The sequence below is a fragment of the Burkholderia seminalis DSM 23518 genome (assembly GCF_902832885.1).
Lineage (GTDB): Bacteria > Pseudomonadota > Gammaproteobacteria > Burkholderiales > Burkholderiaceae > Burkholderia > Burkholderia seminalis.
Window position 1 is genome coordinate 158,353 of sequence record NZ_CADFDK010000006.1, and the last position, 13,829, is coordinate 172,181.

General features: G+C 67.1%; 10 protein-coding genes. 5 read left to right on the plus strand and 5 right to left on the minus strand.

From position 1 onward, the window contains the following. Nucleotides 1-389: 389 nt before the first annotated feature. Complete coding sequence (otsA, locus tag HWX00_RS20125; protein WP_034191319.1) at nt 390-1,796, plus strand: alpha,alpha-trehalose-phosphate synthase (UDP-forming); 1,407 nt, start codon at nt 390-392, stop codon at nt 1,794-1,796. A 104-nt stretch (nt 1,797-1,900) separates the two neighbouring features. Here otsA and HWX00_RS20130 read toward each other — a convergent pair whose 3' ends face one another. Together HWX00_RS20130 and ftsH are read right to left on the minus strand one after the other, a co-directional pair. Continuing rightward, entirely contained in the window at nt 1,901-2,278 is a 378-nt protein-coding gene (locus HWX00_RS20130) for an OsmC family protein (protein WP_226193954.1), read from the minus strand. An 85-nt stretch (nt 2,279-2,363) separates the two neighbouring features. Then, complete coding sequence (ftsH, locus tag HWX00_RS20135) at nt 2,364-4,337, minus strand: ATP-dependent zinc metalloprotease FtsH (protein WP_175027806.1); 1,974 nt, start codon at nt 4,335-4,337, stop codon at nt 2,364-2,366. A 479-nt stretch (nt 4,338-4,816) separates the two neighbouring features. Between ftsH and HWX00_RS20140 the strand changes: the two genes are divergently transcribed. Next, nucleotides 4,817-6,481: an acid phosphatase gene (locus tag HWX00_RS20140; RefSeq protein WP_175027807.1), complete on the plus strand. Its 1,665-nt coding sequence runs from the start codon at nt 4,817-4,819 to the stop codon at nt 6,479-6,481. Between the two features lie 287 nt (nt 6,482-6,768). Here HWX00_RS20140 and HWX00_RS20145 read toward each other — a convergent pair whose 3' ends face one another. The 3 genes from HWX00_RS20145 to HWX00_RS20155 all read right to left on the minus strand — a co-directional run bounded on the left by HWX00_RS20145 (nt 6,769) and on the right by HWX00_RS20155 (nt 11,164). Then, nucleotides 6,769-8,634 (minus strand): phosphoenolpyruvate carboxykinase (GTP), encoded by a 1,866-nt coding sequence (locus HWX00_RS20145; protein WP_175027808.1) that lies wholly within the window; start codon nt 8,632-8,634, stop codon nt 6,769-6,771. A gap of 620 nt (nt 8,635-9,254) precedes the next feature. Beyond that, on the minus strand, nt 9,255-9,422 hold the full coding sequence (locus tag HWX00_RS37385) for a hypothetical protein (RefSeq protein ID WP_226193956.1): 168 nt from the start codon (nt 9,420-9,422) through the stop codon (nt 9,255-9,257). Between the two features lie 155 nt (nt 9,423-9,577). Continuing rightward, nucleotides 9,578-11,164 (minus strand): isocitrate lyase, encoded by a 1,587-nt coding sequence (locus HWX00_RS20155; RefSeq protein WP_034191313.1) that lies wholly within the window; start codon nt 11,162-11,164, stop codon nt 9,578-9,580. 404 nt (nt 11,165-11,568) lie between these two features. On the opposite strand from HWX00_RS20155, the gene HWX00_RS20160 reads away from it, so the two are divergent. The 3 genes from HWX00_RS20160 to HWX00_RS20170 are packed head-to-tail and all read left to right on the plus strand — an operon-like array spanning nt 11,569 to nt 13,750. Then, nucleotides 11,569-12,090 (plus strand): YbaK/prolyl-tRNA synthetase associated domain-containing protein, encoded by a 522-nt coding sequence (locus tag HWX00_RS20160; protein WP_049034883.1) that lies wholly within the window; start codon nt 11,569-11,571, stop codon nt 12,088-12,090. After that, a complete protein-coding gene (locus HWX00_RS20165; protein ID WP_049034881.1) occupies nt 12,087-12,725 on the plus strand; it encodes a helix-turn-helix transcriptional regulator in 639 nt (212 codons plus the stop codon). The genes HWX00_RS20160 and HWX00_RS20165 overlap by 4 nt, the downstream gene beginning before the upstream one ends. Nucleotides 12,726-12,775: 50 nt before the next feature. After that, nucleotides 12,776-13,750, plus strand: a complete 975-nt coding sequence (locus tag HWX00_RS20170) for a threo-3-hydroxy-L-aspartate ammonia-lyase (RefSeq protein WP_059556573.1) — start codon at nt 12,776-12,778, stop codon at nt 13,748-13,750. Nucleotides 13,751-13,829 lie beyond the last annotated feature (79 nt).

Below are 13,829 nucleotides of genomic sequence, written 5' to 3' on the forward strand. Positions count from 1 at the left end.
ACGACGCGCACGCCGTTTCGCGCGTCGTCGGTCCGCGCCGCGCGTTCACGGCACGCATGCGGACGGACGCTCCGCATGGCATGACGCGCGCCGCATGGGCCGTGTCGCGCAAGTTTCGATCCCGCCCGCCTGGTGCGCATGGCCATTCCGCCATCATGGAAATCGCGCTGCATTGCCTCCCGCGCCGCTCGTCGATGGAGACTTTTAAAACGAGCGAATGACGAGTATCCTAAAAAAAGCACCCTCGACCGGACGGCGAATCGCATGCCCTGACTCCCGCCCGATCGCACTGCGGCCCCATCGCATCGCGCACGGCGCGTCGATGGCGGCGTCAGCTTCTCGCGCCTCGGCCGCACGAACCTTTCCCCCAACAATCGTCAGGAGAGCTGGTGAGCCGACTCGTCGTCGTATCCAATCGCATCGCAGATCCCCGTAAAGCCGCGGCCGGCGGCCTCGCCGTCGCCGTGAAAGACAGCCTGCAGGAAACCGGCGGCGTATGGTTCGGCTGGAGCGGCAGGCTACGCGGCGACGAGGATCAGCCGGCGCACGGCGACGACGTGCAGATCCAGAACGTCGGCGGCATCCAGCTCGCGACGATCGATCTCGATCCGCAGGATTACGACGCTTACTACCTCGGCTACTCGAACAACGTGCTGTGGCCGGTGTTTCACTACCGGCTCGATCTCGCGCAGTTCGACCGGCGCTTCGCCGACGGTTACCGGCGCGTGAACCAGTTGTTCGCGCGCAAGCTGCGCACGCTGCTGCGGCCCGACGACACCATCTGGGTCCACGACTACCAGCTGATTCCGCTCGCGGCCGAGCTGCGCGCGATGGGCTGCACGAACCCGATCGGCTTCTTCCTGCACATCCCGATGCCGCCGCCGCCGATCATGGCCGCGATCCCGGAACACGAATGGCTGATGCGCTCGCTGTTCGCGTACGACCTCGTCGGCTTCCAGACCGAATCGGATCTGCTGCACTTCGAGCATTACGTCGAAGCGGAAGCCGGTGCCGCGCGACTGCCGGACGGCCGCCTGCGCGCGTTCGGCCGCACGTTGTCGGCCGGGGCATTCCCGATCGGCATCAACGTCGACGAATTCGAATCGCTCGCACGCGATCGCGACGGCCTCGACATGTTCGACCGGATGCGCGACGAATATTCGCGCCGCCAGTTGCTCGTCGGCGTCGACCGGCTCGATTACACGAAGGGATTGCCGCAGCGCGTGCATGCGTTCCGCCAGTTGCTCGAACGATATCCGGAGAACCGCGATCGCGCGACGCTGATCCAGATCGCCGCGCCGAGCCGCGAGAATCTCGGCGCCTACGACGACCTGCGGCGCGAAATGGACAGCCTGTGCGGCGCGATCAACGGCGACTACGGCGAACTCGAATGGATGCCGATGCGCTACATTCACCGCACGGTTGCGCGCAAGCGCCTGCCGGGCCTCTATCGCGCGAGCCGCGTCGCGCTCGTCACGCCGCTGCGCGACGGCATGAACCTCGTCGCGAAGGAGTTCCTCGCCGCACAGGACGCAACCGATCCGGGCGTGCTCGTGCTGTCGCGCTTCGCCGGCGCGGCCGAGCAGCTGAAGCCGGCGCTGCTCGTCAATCCGTACGACACGCAAGGCACCGCGCAGGCGATCCAGCGCGCGCTCACGATGCCGCTCGAAGAGCGCCGCCAGCGTCACTCGGCGCTGATGGCGATCGTGCGCCAGACCGACGTGCACTGGTGGCGCACCCGCTTTCTCGACGCGCTCGCCGAAGCGGCCGAAGTCGCGGCCGCGACCGAATCGTGACGCACTGACACACCGTCACGCCTTGGTCGCCGCGCATTCCAGCGTCGTACCGTTCGCGTCGCACACGTCGACCGAAATCGGAATGCCCGCGCGCATGCGCTCGGTCACCACGCAATACGCATCGAACTGATCGAGCTCGCGCGTCGCCGCCCGAGATCGGCCCATGTCCTGCCGATCGACAACCGCACGTTCATCGCGCCTACGCGCACGCGCCCTGCTTCGTTCCGCACCATGGCGACGTCGATATGCGCGGCAATCGGCTGCGGATCGACGTGCTGCTTGTTCAGCGCGAACAGCAGGCTCGCCGCGAGACAGCTCGCGACCGCCGTGGCCAGCAGCCGGACCGGGTTCGGCCCGCGCCCGTCGCCGAGCGGGGGCCGCTCGTCGGTGAGCACCGGCGACAGCGTCGTGCCGGCAAACCTGACTTCGAAGCAAAAGCGCGCCTGCTGCGCGACATCGACGGATACGTGCGCCTCGCTCATGGCGGCTCCGTGTCTGGAAAGGGGAACAGGAAGGCCGGCGCATCGCCGCAGCGGCATGCACCGTTCGCGGGCCCGCGACGCGCATTCAGCGTTCGGGTTCGCGCGGCGGCCCGCACGCGACGAAATCGCGCTCGACCGCCGACGCCTGCTCCGGCGCGAGCGCATCGCCGCGCGGTCCGGCGGTGCCGTCGGGCGCCGCTGCCGGCGGCGGCGGTTCGCTGCGCCCGTCGATCAGTGCCTGCAGCGCCTCGCGCTCGAGCACCTCGCATTGCAGCAGCCGTCGCGCGATACGCTCGAGCGCGTCGCGGCGCTCGCCGAGCGTCGCGACCACCCGCGCATGTGCGTCGGCCAGCAACATGCGCACCTCGTCGTCGATCATCCGTGCCGTATGCTCGCTGCAGCGACCCGCGCCTGTCTGCCACGCACCGGGCATGCCCTGGCGCGCCTCGCCGTCGTCGAACGTCGCGAGCCCGATCTTCTCGCTCATCCCGTACTGCATGACCATGTGGCGTGCCATCGCGGTCGCGCGTTCGAGATCGTTCTGCGCGCCGGTCGAGACATCGCCGAACACGAGCTCTTCCGCGACACGCCCGCCGAGCAGCGCGTCGATCCGGTCGAGCAGCTCGCTCCGACGCAGCACGTAGCGATCCTCGGTCGGCACTTGCTGCGTGTAGCCCAGCGCGGCGACACCGCGCGGAATGATCGACACCTTCTTCACCGGGTCGCAATGCGCGCGGCTTTCCGCGACGAGCGCATGACCGGCTTCGTGATACGCGATGGTCAGCTTCTCCTGCGCGTTCATCACGCGGCTCTTGCGCTCGAGTCCGGTCAGCGCGCGGTCGATCGCCTCGTCGAAATCGGCCATGCCGATCGCCGGCTTGCCGAGTTCGGCCGCGTGCAGCGCGGCCTCGTTGACGACGTTCGCGAGATCGGCGCCGACGAAGCCCGGCGTGCGCGACGCGAGTTCGCCGAGGTCGACGTCGGCCGCGAGCTTCACGCGCTTCACGTGCACGCCGAGAATCTGCCGGCGGCCGTTCACGTCGGGCCGGTCGATCGCGATGTGGCGATCGAAGCGGCCCGGCCGCAGCAGCGCGGGATCGAGGATCTCGGGGCGGTTCGTCGCGGCCATGATGATCACGCCCGAGCCTGCCTGGAAGCCGTCCATCTCGACGAGCAGCTGGTTGAGCGTCTGCTCGCGCTCGTCGTTGCCCGACATCGGGCCGACGCCGCGCACCTTGCCGAGCGCATCGAGCTCGTCGACGAATACGATGCACGGCGCCTTCTGCTGCGCCTGCTCGAACAGGTCTCGCACGCGCGCCGCGCCCACGCCGACGAACATCTCGACGAATGCCGACCCGCTGATCGAGAAGAACGGCACGGCCGCCTCGCCGGCCACCGCGCGCGCAAGCAGCGTCTTGCCCGTGCCCGGCGCGCCGACGATCAGCACGCCCTTCGGGATCTTGCCGCCGAGCCGCTGGTAGCGATCGGGATTGCGCAGGAACGCGACGAGCTGCTGCAGCTCGGCCTTCGCCTCGTCGATGCCCGCGATATCGTCGAACGTGATGCCGGTTTCCTGCTGCACGTACGCGCGCGCGCGGCTCTTGCCCATCCCCGTGAAGTCCTGCAGCCCGCCGCGTCTGCGCAACATCATGTTCCACGCGAACACGAGCAGCACGAGCGGCAGCAGCCAAGACGCGAGCGCGGCGATCCAGCCCGTGTCGGGCGTGCCGTGATAGCGGATGCCGGCGGCGGTCAGCGTGTCGGTCAGGTGCTCGTCGGTCACGCGGTTGGTCGTGAAGCGCCACGGCGCGCCGGCCTGCTGCACGGCCGCGGCTTCGGATGCCGGCAGCATCGTGCCGGCCCGCGGCATCTTCAGCGTGCCCGAGATCGACGCGGGGCCGACCTCGAGATCGTCGACAAGCCGCGCGGCGACGAGCTTGTGGAAATCGCTGTATGCAATCGGCGCCGACGCCGGATGCAGCATCAGCAACTGCGCAGCGAACAGCACGAAGAAGCCCGCCGCGATCAGCAATCCCGGATAGTCGAATTTCCTGTCCATGACATCGGGCCGGCCTCGTGCGTTGCGCGGCGTGCGCTCACGCGGACACGCGCGCGCAACCGGCACGCGGCATCGGCAGCCGTGCGAACACGACGGCCATTCGCACCATCATCGCCTCGCTGGGTCGCCTCGCTGCATCGGATCGACGACGCCGCGACGACGCCGTCGGCCGGCGCCGCCGGGCGATCGTCACCCGGGCGGCACGCCGCGCCACGACGCGCCGCCCCTGAATCCAGTCTAGCTCGCGCGCGGGCGTCCCGCATCGCCTGCCGCGCGCGTCGACGCGTCCGACAAACGGCTTTCATTCGCGGCACTCGGCGCGGTATAGTCGCATTCGTGACATTTTTATGACAATTCGGTCACCTGCGCTTTCCGCGCCACGACCGGCAATTGCCTCCCGTCACGCATCGCGGCAGCCCGAGCGACGCCGCCGCGCATAGAACGACACCGCCCACCCGCCCAATCGAGGAGCCCACGACGTGACCGATACCCCCGATCGCCCCGACGACCTTCCCGCCGACCCCGACCGCCGCCGCTTGCTCGGCGGCCTCGCCGCGCTCGGCGCCGGTGTCGCGCTCGGCGGCTGCGAAACCACCGCGGGCACCGCGCCGCGTTCGGCCGCCGACCTGCGCATCGACGAGGTGTTGCGTCAGCGCGTGCGCCACATCGTCGTGATCTACGCGGAAAACCGCAGCTTCGCGAACCTGTACGGCGATTTCCCCGGCGTCCAGTACCCGCTCGGCGACGTGCGGCCCGAACACGCGCAGCAGCTCGATCGCGACGGCAAGACGCCGCTGCCGGTGCTGCCGAAGATCTGGGGCGGGCTCGTGCCGCAGGCGCAGGAAGTGGACGGCAAGCGCTATGCGATCGCCGAGCGCGACATCGACCGGCTGCCGAACGCGCCGTTCCGGATCGCCGACGCGCAGGGCCGGCCGCTGCCGAACGGCGTGATCACGCGCGACCTGTGGCACCGTTTCTACCAGAACCAGATGCAGATCGCGGCCGGCCGCAACAACCAGTTCGCCGCGTGGGCCGATTCGGGCGGCCTCGTGATGGGTCATTACCGCAACTCGGCCGATTCGTTGCGGCTGTGGAATCTGGCGCGGCAATACACGCTGTGCGACAACTTCTTCATGGCGGCCTTCGGCGGTTCGTGGATGAACCACATGTTCCTGATCTCCGCGCAGCCGCCGCTGTATCCGGACGCGCACAAGCACCCGCATGCGGCAAAACTGCTGTCGAAGGTCGAAGGCGACGATCCGGCCGGCACGCGCCTGAAGCTCGCCGACGATTCGCCCGCGTCCGCGCTCGACGGCCCGCCGAAGTTCGCGGCCGACGGCCCGCTGACGCCGGACGGCTACGGCGTGAACACGATGGCGCCGCCGTACCAGCCGAGCTACGTGCCGCCGCCCGACCCGGGCAACGCCGCGTATGCGGACCCGGCCGACCATCGCGTGATGCCGCCGCAGGGCTATGCGACGATCGGCGACCGCCTGTCGGAGAAGAACGTCGACTGGGCGTGGTACAGCGGCGCGTGGCAGTACGCGCTCGAGCATCGCGACACGGGCACCGTGCCCGATTTCCAGTACCACCACCAGCCGTTCAACTACTTCGCGAACTATGCGCCGGGCACCGAAGCCCGCCGCCGGCATCTGCGCGACGCGGGGCTCGGCGACGATCCGTCGACCAATCACTTCATCGCCGACATCGACGCGGGCCGCCTGCCGGCCGTCACGTTCTACAAGCCGCAAGGCAACCTGAACATGCATGCGGGTTACGCGGACATCGAATCGGGCGACCGTCACATCGCGACCGTGATCGACCATATCCGGCGCGGTCCGCAATGGGAAAACACGGTGATCGTGATGACGCACGACGAGAACGGCGGCTGGTGGGATCACGTCGCGCCGCCGGTCGGCGACCGCTGGGGCCCCGGTTCGCGGATTCCGGCGCTCGTGATCTCGCCGTTCGCGAAGCAGGGCTTCGTCGATCACACGCTGTACGACACGAACTCGATCCTGCGTTTCATCAGCCGCGTGCACGGGCTCGCACCGCTCGACGGCGTGGTCCTGCGCAACAACGCGTTCGCCGCACGCGGCGCGACGCCGCCGGGCGACCTGACGAACGCGCTCGATCTCGGCTGAAGGCTGGCGATAGTCTGCGACGAGAACGTGGGCGTCGCCGACTGTTTCGCGGCGATCGCTCACAGAGCCGGCAACCCGCGGGACGTACCCCGCTCGACCGCGAGCATCCGCGGTTGCCCGATGTCGCGATCTACACGGGGCGCGGCGACGTGCAACGCGCGGTCGACGAAGTCGTCGCGCATTGCAGCGCGCAGCAAGCGAGGCGGATGCAAAAACGTCCCGCCGCCGGCGAGGCATGCCGGCGGCGGGACGTCAGCGCTGGTACGTCGATACGACGATCCGGATCGTTACACGCCGAGGCGCGCCTCGATCTTCTTCATCGTGTCGGTCATTTCAGCGGGCAAACGCAGCTTCAGCGTGTCGAACAGCGCCGCATGCAGCTTCAGTTCCTCGCGCCATTCGTCCGCGTTCATCGACGTCACCGCGTCGAACTGTTCGCGCGTGAAATCGAGGCCGTCCCAATGCAGGTCTTCATACGCCGGCGAGACGCCGAACGCGTGCTCGCCGCCGCCGCCCGTGCCTTCGAGACGATCGAGCATCCACTTCAGCACGCGCATGTTTTCGCCGAAGCCCGGCCACACGAACTTGCCGTTCGCGTCCTTGCGGAACCAGTTCACGCAGTAGATCTTCGGCAACGTGGCGCCCGCGGCTTCGAGCTGCTTGCCGAGCTTGAGCCAGTGCGCGAAATAATCGCTGACGTTGTAGCCGCAGAACGGCAGCATCGCGAACGGATCGCGACGCACGATGCCCTGCTGGCCGACCGCGGCGGCGGTCGTCTCCGAGCCCATCGTCGCGGCCATGTACACGCCTTCGATCCAGTCGCGCGCCTCGGTCACGAGGGGCACCGTGGTCGAGCGTCGACCACCGAAGATGAACGCGTCGATCGGTACGCCGGCCGGGTTCTCCCAGTCGTCGTCGATCGACGGGCACTGCGCGGCCGGCGCCGTGAAGCGCGAATTCGGATGCGCGGCCTTGCGGCCCGTCTCCTTGCCGATCTCCGGCGTCCACGGATTGCCCTGCCAGTCGGTCAGCTTCGCGGGCGGCGTATCGGTCAGCCCTTCCCACCACACATCGCCGTCCTCCGTCAGCGCGACGTTCGTGAAGATCACGTTCTTCGTCAGCGTCGCGATCGCGTTCGGGTTCGCCTTCACGCCGGTGCCCGGCGCGACGCCGAAGAAGCCGGCTTCCGGATTGATCGCATACAGGCGGCCGTCGCGGCCGGGCTTCAGCCACGCGATGTCGTCGCCGATCGTCGTGACCTTCCAGCCGTTGAAGCCCTGCGGCGGAATCAGCATCGCGAAGTTGGTCTTGCCGCACGCGGACGGGAATGCGGCCGCGACGTGATACTTCCTGCCGGCCGGCGACGTCACGCCGAGGATCAGCATGTGTTCCGCGAGCCAGCCCTGGTCGCGGCCCATCGTCGACGCGATGCGCAGTGCGAAGCATTTCTTGCCGAGCAGCGCGTTGCCGCCGTAGCCCGAGCCGAAGCTCCAGATTTCGCGCGTTTCCGGGAAATGCACGATGTACTTGACCGGGTTGCACGGCCACGGCACATCCTGCTGGCCCGCTTCGAGCGGATGACCGACGCTGTGCACGCACGGCACGAATTCGCCGTCCTCGCCGAGCACGTCGTATACGTCGCGGCCCATGCGCGTCATGATCCGCATGTTCACCGCCACGTACGGGCTGTCGGACAGTTCGACGCCGACGTGCGCGATCGGCGAGCCGAGCGGGCCCATCGAGAACGGCACGACGTACAGCGTGCGGCCGCGCATCGAGCCGCGGAACAGCCCGTTGAGCGTCTCGCGCATTTCGGCCGGCTCGATCCAGTTGTTGGTCGGGCCGACGTCGTCGCGCGAGGCCGCGCAGATGAACGTGCGATCCTCGACGCGCGCAACGTCCGACGGATCCGACTGCGCGAGATACGAGTTCGGGCGCTTCGCCGGGTTCAGGCGCGTGAGCGTGCCCTGGTCGACCATCGCCTGGCACAGCGCGTCGTATTCTTCCTGCGAACCGTCACACCACACGACGCGTTCGGGCTCCGTGAGCGCCGCGATGCGCGACACCCAGTCGATCAGCTTGCGATGTTTGACGAAAGCCGGTGGAGCGATCAGCGGGCCGTGCGTCGCTTCGGCCATGGTGTTTTGCGACATGGAAATGTCTCCGGATTATTGGGCGAGGATGGGGGATGCGGGCGAGCCCGCGAGATGGGGGATGCGATCGGCGCGCAGGTCGCAGCAACGCGCGACGCGGAGCACGCGCGCGGGGCGCGTGTCGATGCCGCGAGGCGGGCGAGAGGATGTGATGTCTCGTTAGAAGATGCGAACGCGAGTTTCGCCATGCATGCAACCTGCCTTACAACTTCCATGCCGGTCAGCATACCATCGCCGATATTGGGCGGGCGTTGCGTTGCAACAAGAAACAATTGTGACGATGCGCGGGTACATGCGTTGCCGGCAGGTCATGCCGGCTGCGCCGGTCCGAGCGCGGCCGGGGACGAATCGCACGAAACGTCCGTCGGGCAAGGGTTTGGTGAAAACGGAACAAATGGCCCGCTGGCCGCGCACATGAAAAACGCGCATGCAGGCCCGGCGAATTCGCGTTTTCGCTACTCAGGCAAACCCTGAATTAGGTTGCGCACACAAACATCCCGGTCGAATGCCCGGCGCACGCCCCTGCTCAAAACGGCGCGCCCGGCAATCCGGGGTAATACGCGCCCGCCGCCATCCCGTCGTCGACGGCCAGTCCGGCGCCGTTGCGATACGACACGTCATCACGCGCGAGGAACAGCGTCGCGCGCGATTTCGTCCGGCAGGCCGACACGCTGCAGCGGCACGTTCGCGACGTGTGGCACGGTCATCACGCGCGCGTCGCGATCGATACGCCGGACAATTTCCGCTACGTGCGGAACGTCGCCGTTCCAGCGCAACGTGGCTGACATGATGGACAGCTGCGGACGCTTCGTCGATTTCGACCAGATCGATGTAGTGGACGAGCCAGTACGTCTTGAAGGCCGTGCGCGGCCAAGGCGCGGGAATCGAGCGAATAAAAAAAAGCCAGCCCCGAAGGGCTGGCGTCGTGCTGCGGGACCGGCGATTACGAGAACTGGTTCATCGTGTTGTCCTTGCCTGCCGCCTTCAGCGCCGCTTCGCCGCTGAAGTATTCCTTGTGGTCGTCGCCGATGTCCGAACCGGACATGTTCTGATGCTTCACGCAGGCGATGCCCTGGCGGATTTCCTTGCGCTGCACGCCCGCCACGTAGCCGAGCATGCCCTGGTCGCCGAAGTATTCCTTGGCCAGGTTGTCGGTCGACAGTGCGGCCGTGTGGTATGTCGGCAGCGTGATCAGGTGATGGAAGATGCCGGCTTCACGCGACGCGTCGGCCTGGAACGTGCGGATCTTCTCGTCGGCGAGCTTGGCCAGTTCGGTCTCGTCGTACTCGACGCTCATCAGCTGCGCACGGTCGTAGGCCGACACGTCCTTGCCTTCGGCCTTCATCGCGTCGTACGCCTGCTGACGGAAGTTCAGCGTCCAGTTGAACGACGGGCTGTTGTTGTACACCAGCTTCGCGTTCGGGATCACCTTGCGGATCTCGCTGACCATGCCGCCGATCTGCGCGATATGCGGTTTTTCGGTTTCGATCCACAGCAGGTCGGCGCCGTTCTGCAGCGACGTGATGCAATCGAGCACGCAACGCGCTTCGCCCGTGCCGGCGCGGAACTGGAACAGGTTGCTCGGCAGGCGCTTCGGACGCAGCAGCTTGCCGTCGCGCTTGATGACGACGTCGCCGTTACCCAGCTGATCCGCCGACAGCTCTTCGCAATCGAGGAACGCATTGTATTGGTCGCCCAGGTCGCCCGGCGTGGTCGTCACGGCGATCTGCTTGGTCAGGCCGGCGCCCAGCGAGTCGGTACGCGCGACGATGACGCCGTCGTCCACGCCCAGTTCCAGGAACGCGTAGCGGATCGCGCGGATCTTCGCGAGGAAATCCTCGTGCGGCACCGTGACCTTGCCGTCCTGGTGGCCGCACTGCTTCTCGTCGGACACCTGGTTTTCGATCTGGATGCAGCAGGCGCCGGCTTCGATGAACTGCTTGGCCAGCAGGTAGGTCGCTTCCGCGTTGCCGAAGCCCGCGTCGATGTCGGCGATGATCGGCACGACGTGCGTCACGTGGTTGTCGATCTTTTCCTGGATCGCGGCCTTGGCAGTCGCGTCCTTCGCCGCATCCAGCTCGCGGAACAGGCCGCCCAGCTCACGGGCGTCGGCCTGGCGCAGGAACGTGTACAGCTCGCGGATCAGCGCGCTGACCGAGGTCTTTTCGTGCATCGACTGGTCCGGCAGCGGGCCGAACTCCGAGCGCAGCGCGGCGACCATCCAGCCCGACAGATACAGGTAGCGGCGTTCGGTGCTGTTGAAGTGCTTCTTGATGGAGATCATCTTCTGCTGGCCGATGAAACCGTGCCAGCAGCCCAGCGACTGCGTGTACTTGGCCGGGTCGGCATCGTACGCGGCCATGTCGGCGCGCATGATCTTCGCGGTGTACTTCGCGATGTCCAGGCCGGTCTTGAACTTGTTCTGGGCACGCATGCGGGCGGCATACTCGGGACTGATGGCGTTCCACGCGCTGCCGTGGTTCTCCTTCAAGCCAGCCACTGCCTTGATGTCGTCTTGATATTGGGACATGTCTATCTCCTGGGAACGAAGCGCATTTGAGTAAAGGGTTCAGCGTGCCCGCTTCGTGTGACGAAGCGAACTGCATGGACTCAATATTAATCCTGTCCGGCGCGCTTTCGACCAACTCTTATATAAGACATAAGATATAAATTTTCCTTGTTTTTCAATGAGATAGCAGATCGATTTTGCGATGCAAAACAAGTTTTCAAGCGGCGGAAAGGCGGCGCGACGGGAACTTCGCGGAGATTTCGCAATACGAAACGGCCTTTCGCAGTTGGAGAAAGACCCCGCACGGGCGCACCCGCTGTTGCCCTATCTCATGACAAAACGTCTATACTTGGACAATCCATCGATAGCGAGCGGCACGCTCGCTCCCCGCGCGCCGCGATGCGCGCCTTCCCGCCCGGAGCGACATGAACGACTCTCCCGTTTTCGACACGCTGTGCGATCTGCTGAATACGTCCGGTGCACGTTTCCGCGTGCTCGAACATCCGGCGGAAGGTAAATCCGACGTGATCGCCGCGATCCGCGGCACGCGCCCCGAACAGGGGGCGAAGGCCATGCTCTGCACGTTCAAGGACGGCGGCGACGCGACCGCGCTCGCCGTGATCCCAGGCCACCTGAAGATCGACTTCCGCAAGGTTGCCGAGGCAGTTGGCCGCCGCAAGGCGACGCTCGCGTCGCCCGATGTCGCGGCCGCCGTCACGCGCTGCGTGATGGGCGCCGTGCCGCCGTTCGTATTCGACGCGAACGTCACGCTCGTCGTCGATCCCGCGCTGGTCGAACGCAACGCGGAGATCGCCTTCAACGCGGGCCGCCTCGACCGCTCGGTCGTGCTCGACTCGGCCGACTACGTGCGCATCGCCCGGCCGCTGCTGGCCGACATCACGCGGCCGGAAACGGCCGACGCCCCGTCGCCCCGGGAAAACGCATGAGCACGCGCCGCACGCCACCGTCGTCCGAACAGGCGTCGCTGATCGAACAGGTGCAGCGCATCGCCGAAGGGCTCGGCGAGATGTTCGCGCCGTTCACCGAGGTCGTCGTGCACGACCTGCGCACGCCGGAACACGCGATCCTCGCGATCCACAACAACCTGTCCGGGCGCGCGGTCGGCGATCCGGCGACCGAACTCGGCCTCGCCCGCATCGCCGACGACGATTTCCCGCAGGTGCTCGCGAACTACCCGAACCGCTTCGCGGACGGCCGCACCGCGAAAAGCACGTCGATCGGCATCAAGGATTCAACCGGGCGCTACGTGGCCGCGCTGTGCCTGAATGCGGACGTCACGCTGTTCCGCGGCTTCCAGGGCATGCTGAACCAGTTCTGCCGCACGGACGGCGAGGCCGTCGTCGACACGCTCGATCCGGCCGGGGCGGACGCGATCCGGCAGCGCATCGACGCGTTCGCGACGCGCCTCGCGACGACGCCCCGCGAGTTGAAGACCGACCAGCGCCGCGAGCTGCTGCAGACGCTGAAGGCCGACGGCTTCCTCGAGGTGCGCCGCGCGATGGAGATCGTGTCGCAGCATCTCGGCGTCTCGCGCGCGACCGTCTACAACGACGCGAAGTGACGCGGGGCCCTGCTTTCCAGTTGACTGACCTTTCCGACTCTCGAGCAACCATGAACTCTCCGACCCTCCCCACGTACGACGACGTCGCCGCGGCCGCGGCCCGGCTCGAAGGCCATGCGCACCGCACGCCGGTGATGACGTCGCGAACGATCGACGAAGCGCTCGGCGCGCAGGTGTTCTTCAAGTGCGAGAACCTGCAGCGCATGGGCGCCTTCAAGTTCCGCGGCGCGTTCAATGCGTTGTCGCGTTTCAACGCCGAACAGCGCCGCCACGGCGTCGTCGCGTTCTCGTCCGGCAACCATGCCCAGGCGATCGCGCTGTCGGCGCGCATCCTCGGTATTCCCGCGACGATCGTGATGCCGCAGGATGCGCCGGCCGCGAAGATGGCCGCGACGCGCGGCTATGGCGGCAACGTCGTGACCTACGATCGCTACACCGAGGACCGCGAGCAGATCGGGCGCGATCTTGCCGAACGGCACGGGCTCACGCTGGTGCCGCCCTACGACCATCCGGACGTGATCGCCGGCCAGGGCACGGCGGCCAAGGAACTGTTCGACGAAGTCGGCCCGCTCGACGCGGTGTTCGCGCCGCTCGGCGGCGGCGGGCTGCTGTCGGGCACCGCGCTGTCGACCCGCGCGCTGTCGCCGCACGCGAAGTTGTACGGTGTGGAACCCGAAGCCGGCAACGACGGCCAGCAATCGTTCCGGTCCGGCGCGATCGTGCGGATCGACACGCCGCGCACGATCGCCGACGGCGCGCAGACGCAATACCTCGGCAACCTGACGTTCCCGATCCTCCGCCGCGACGTCGACGACATCCTGACCGCGACCGACGCGGAGCTGATCGACTGCATGCGCTTCTTCGCCACCCGTATGAAGATTGTCGTCGAGCCGACCGGCTGCCTGGCGTTCGCCGCCGCGCGACGGATGAAGGACGCGCTGCAGGGCAAACGCGTGGGTGTCGTGATCAGCGGCGGCAACGTCGATCTCGAGAACTTCTGCGCACTGGTGTCGACGCCGGCCTGAGCGTCGCGGCGCACATGAACATCCTGTCATCCGTGCGCCATGGCACCTTCACGACGCGTTAAGTTTCGCGCCCTAGACT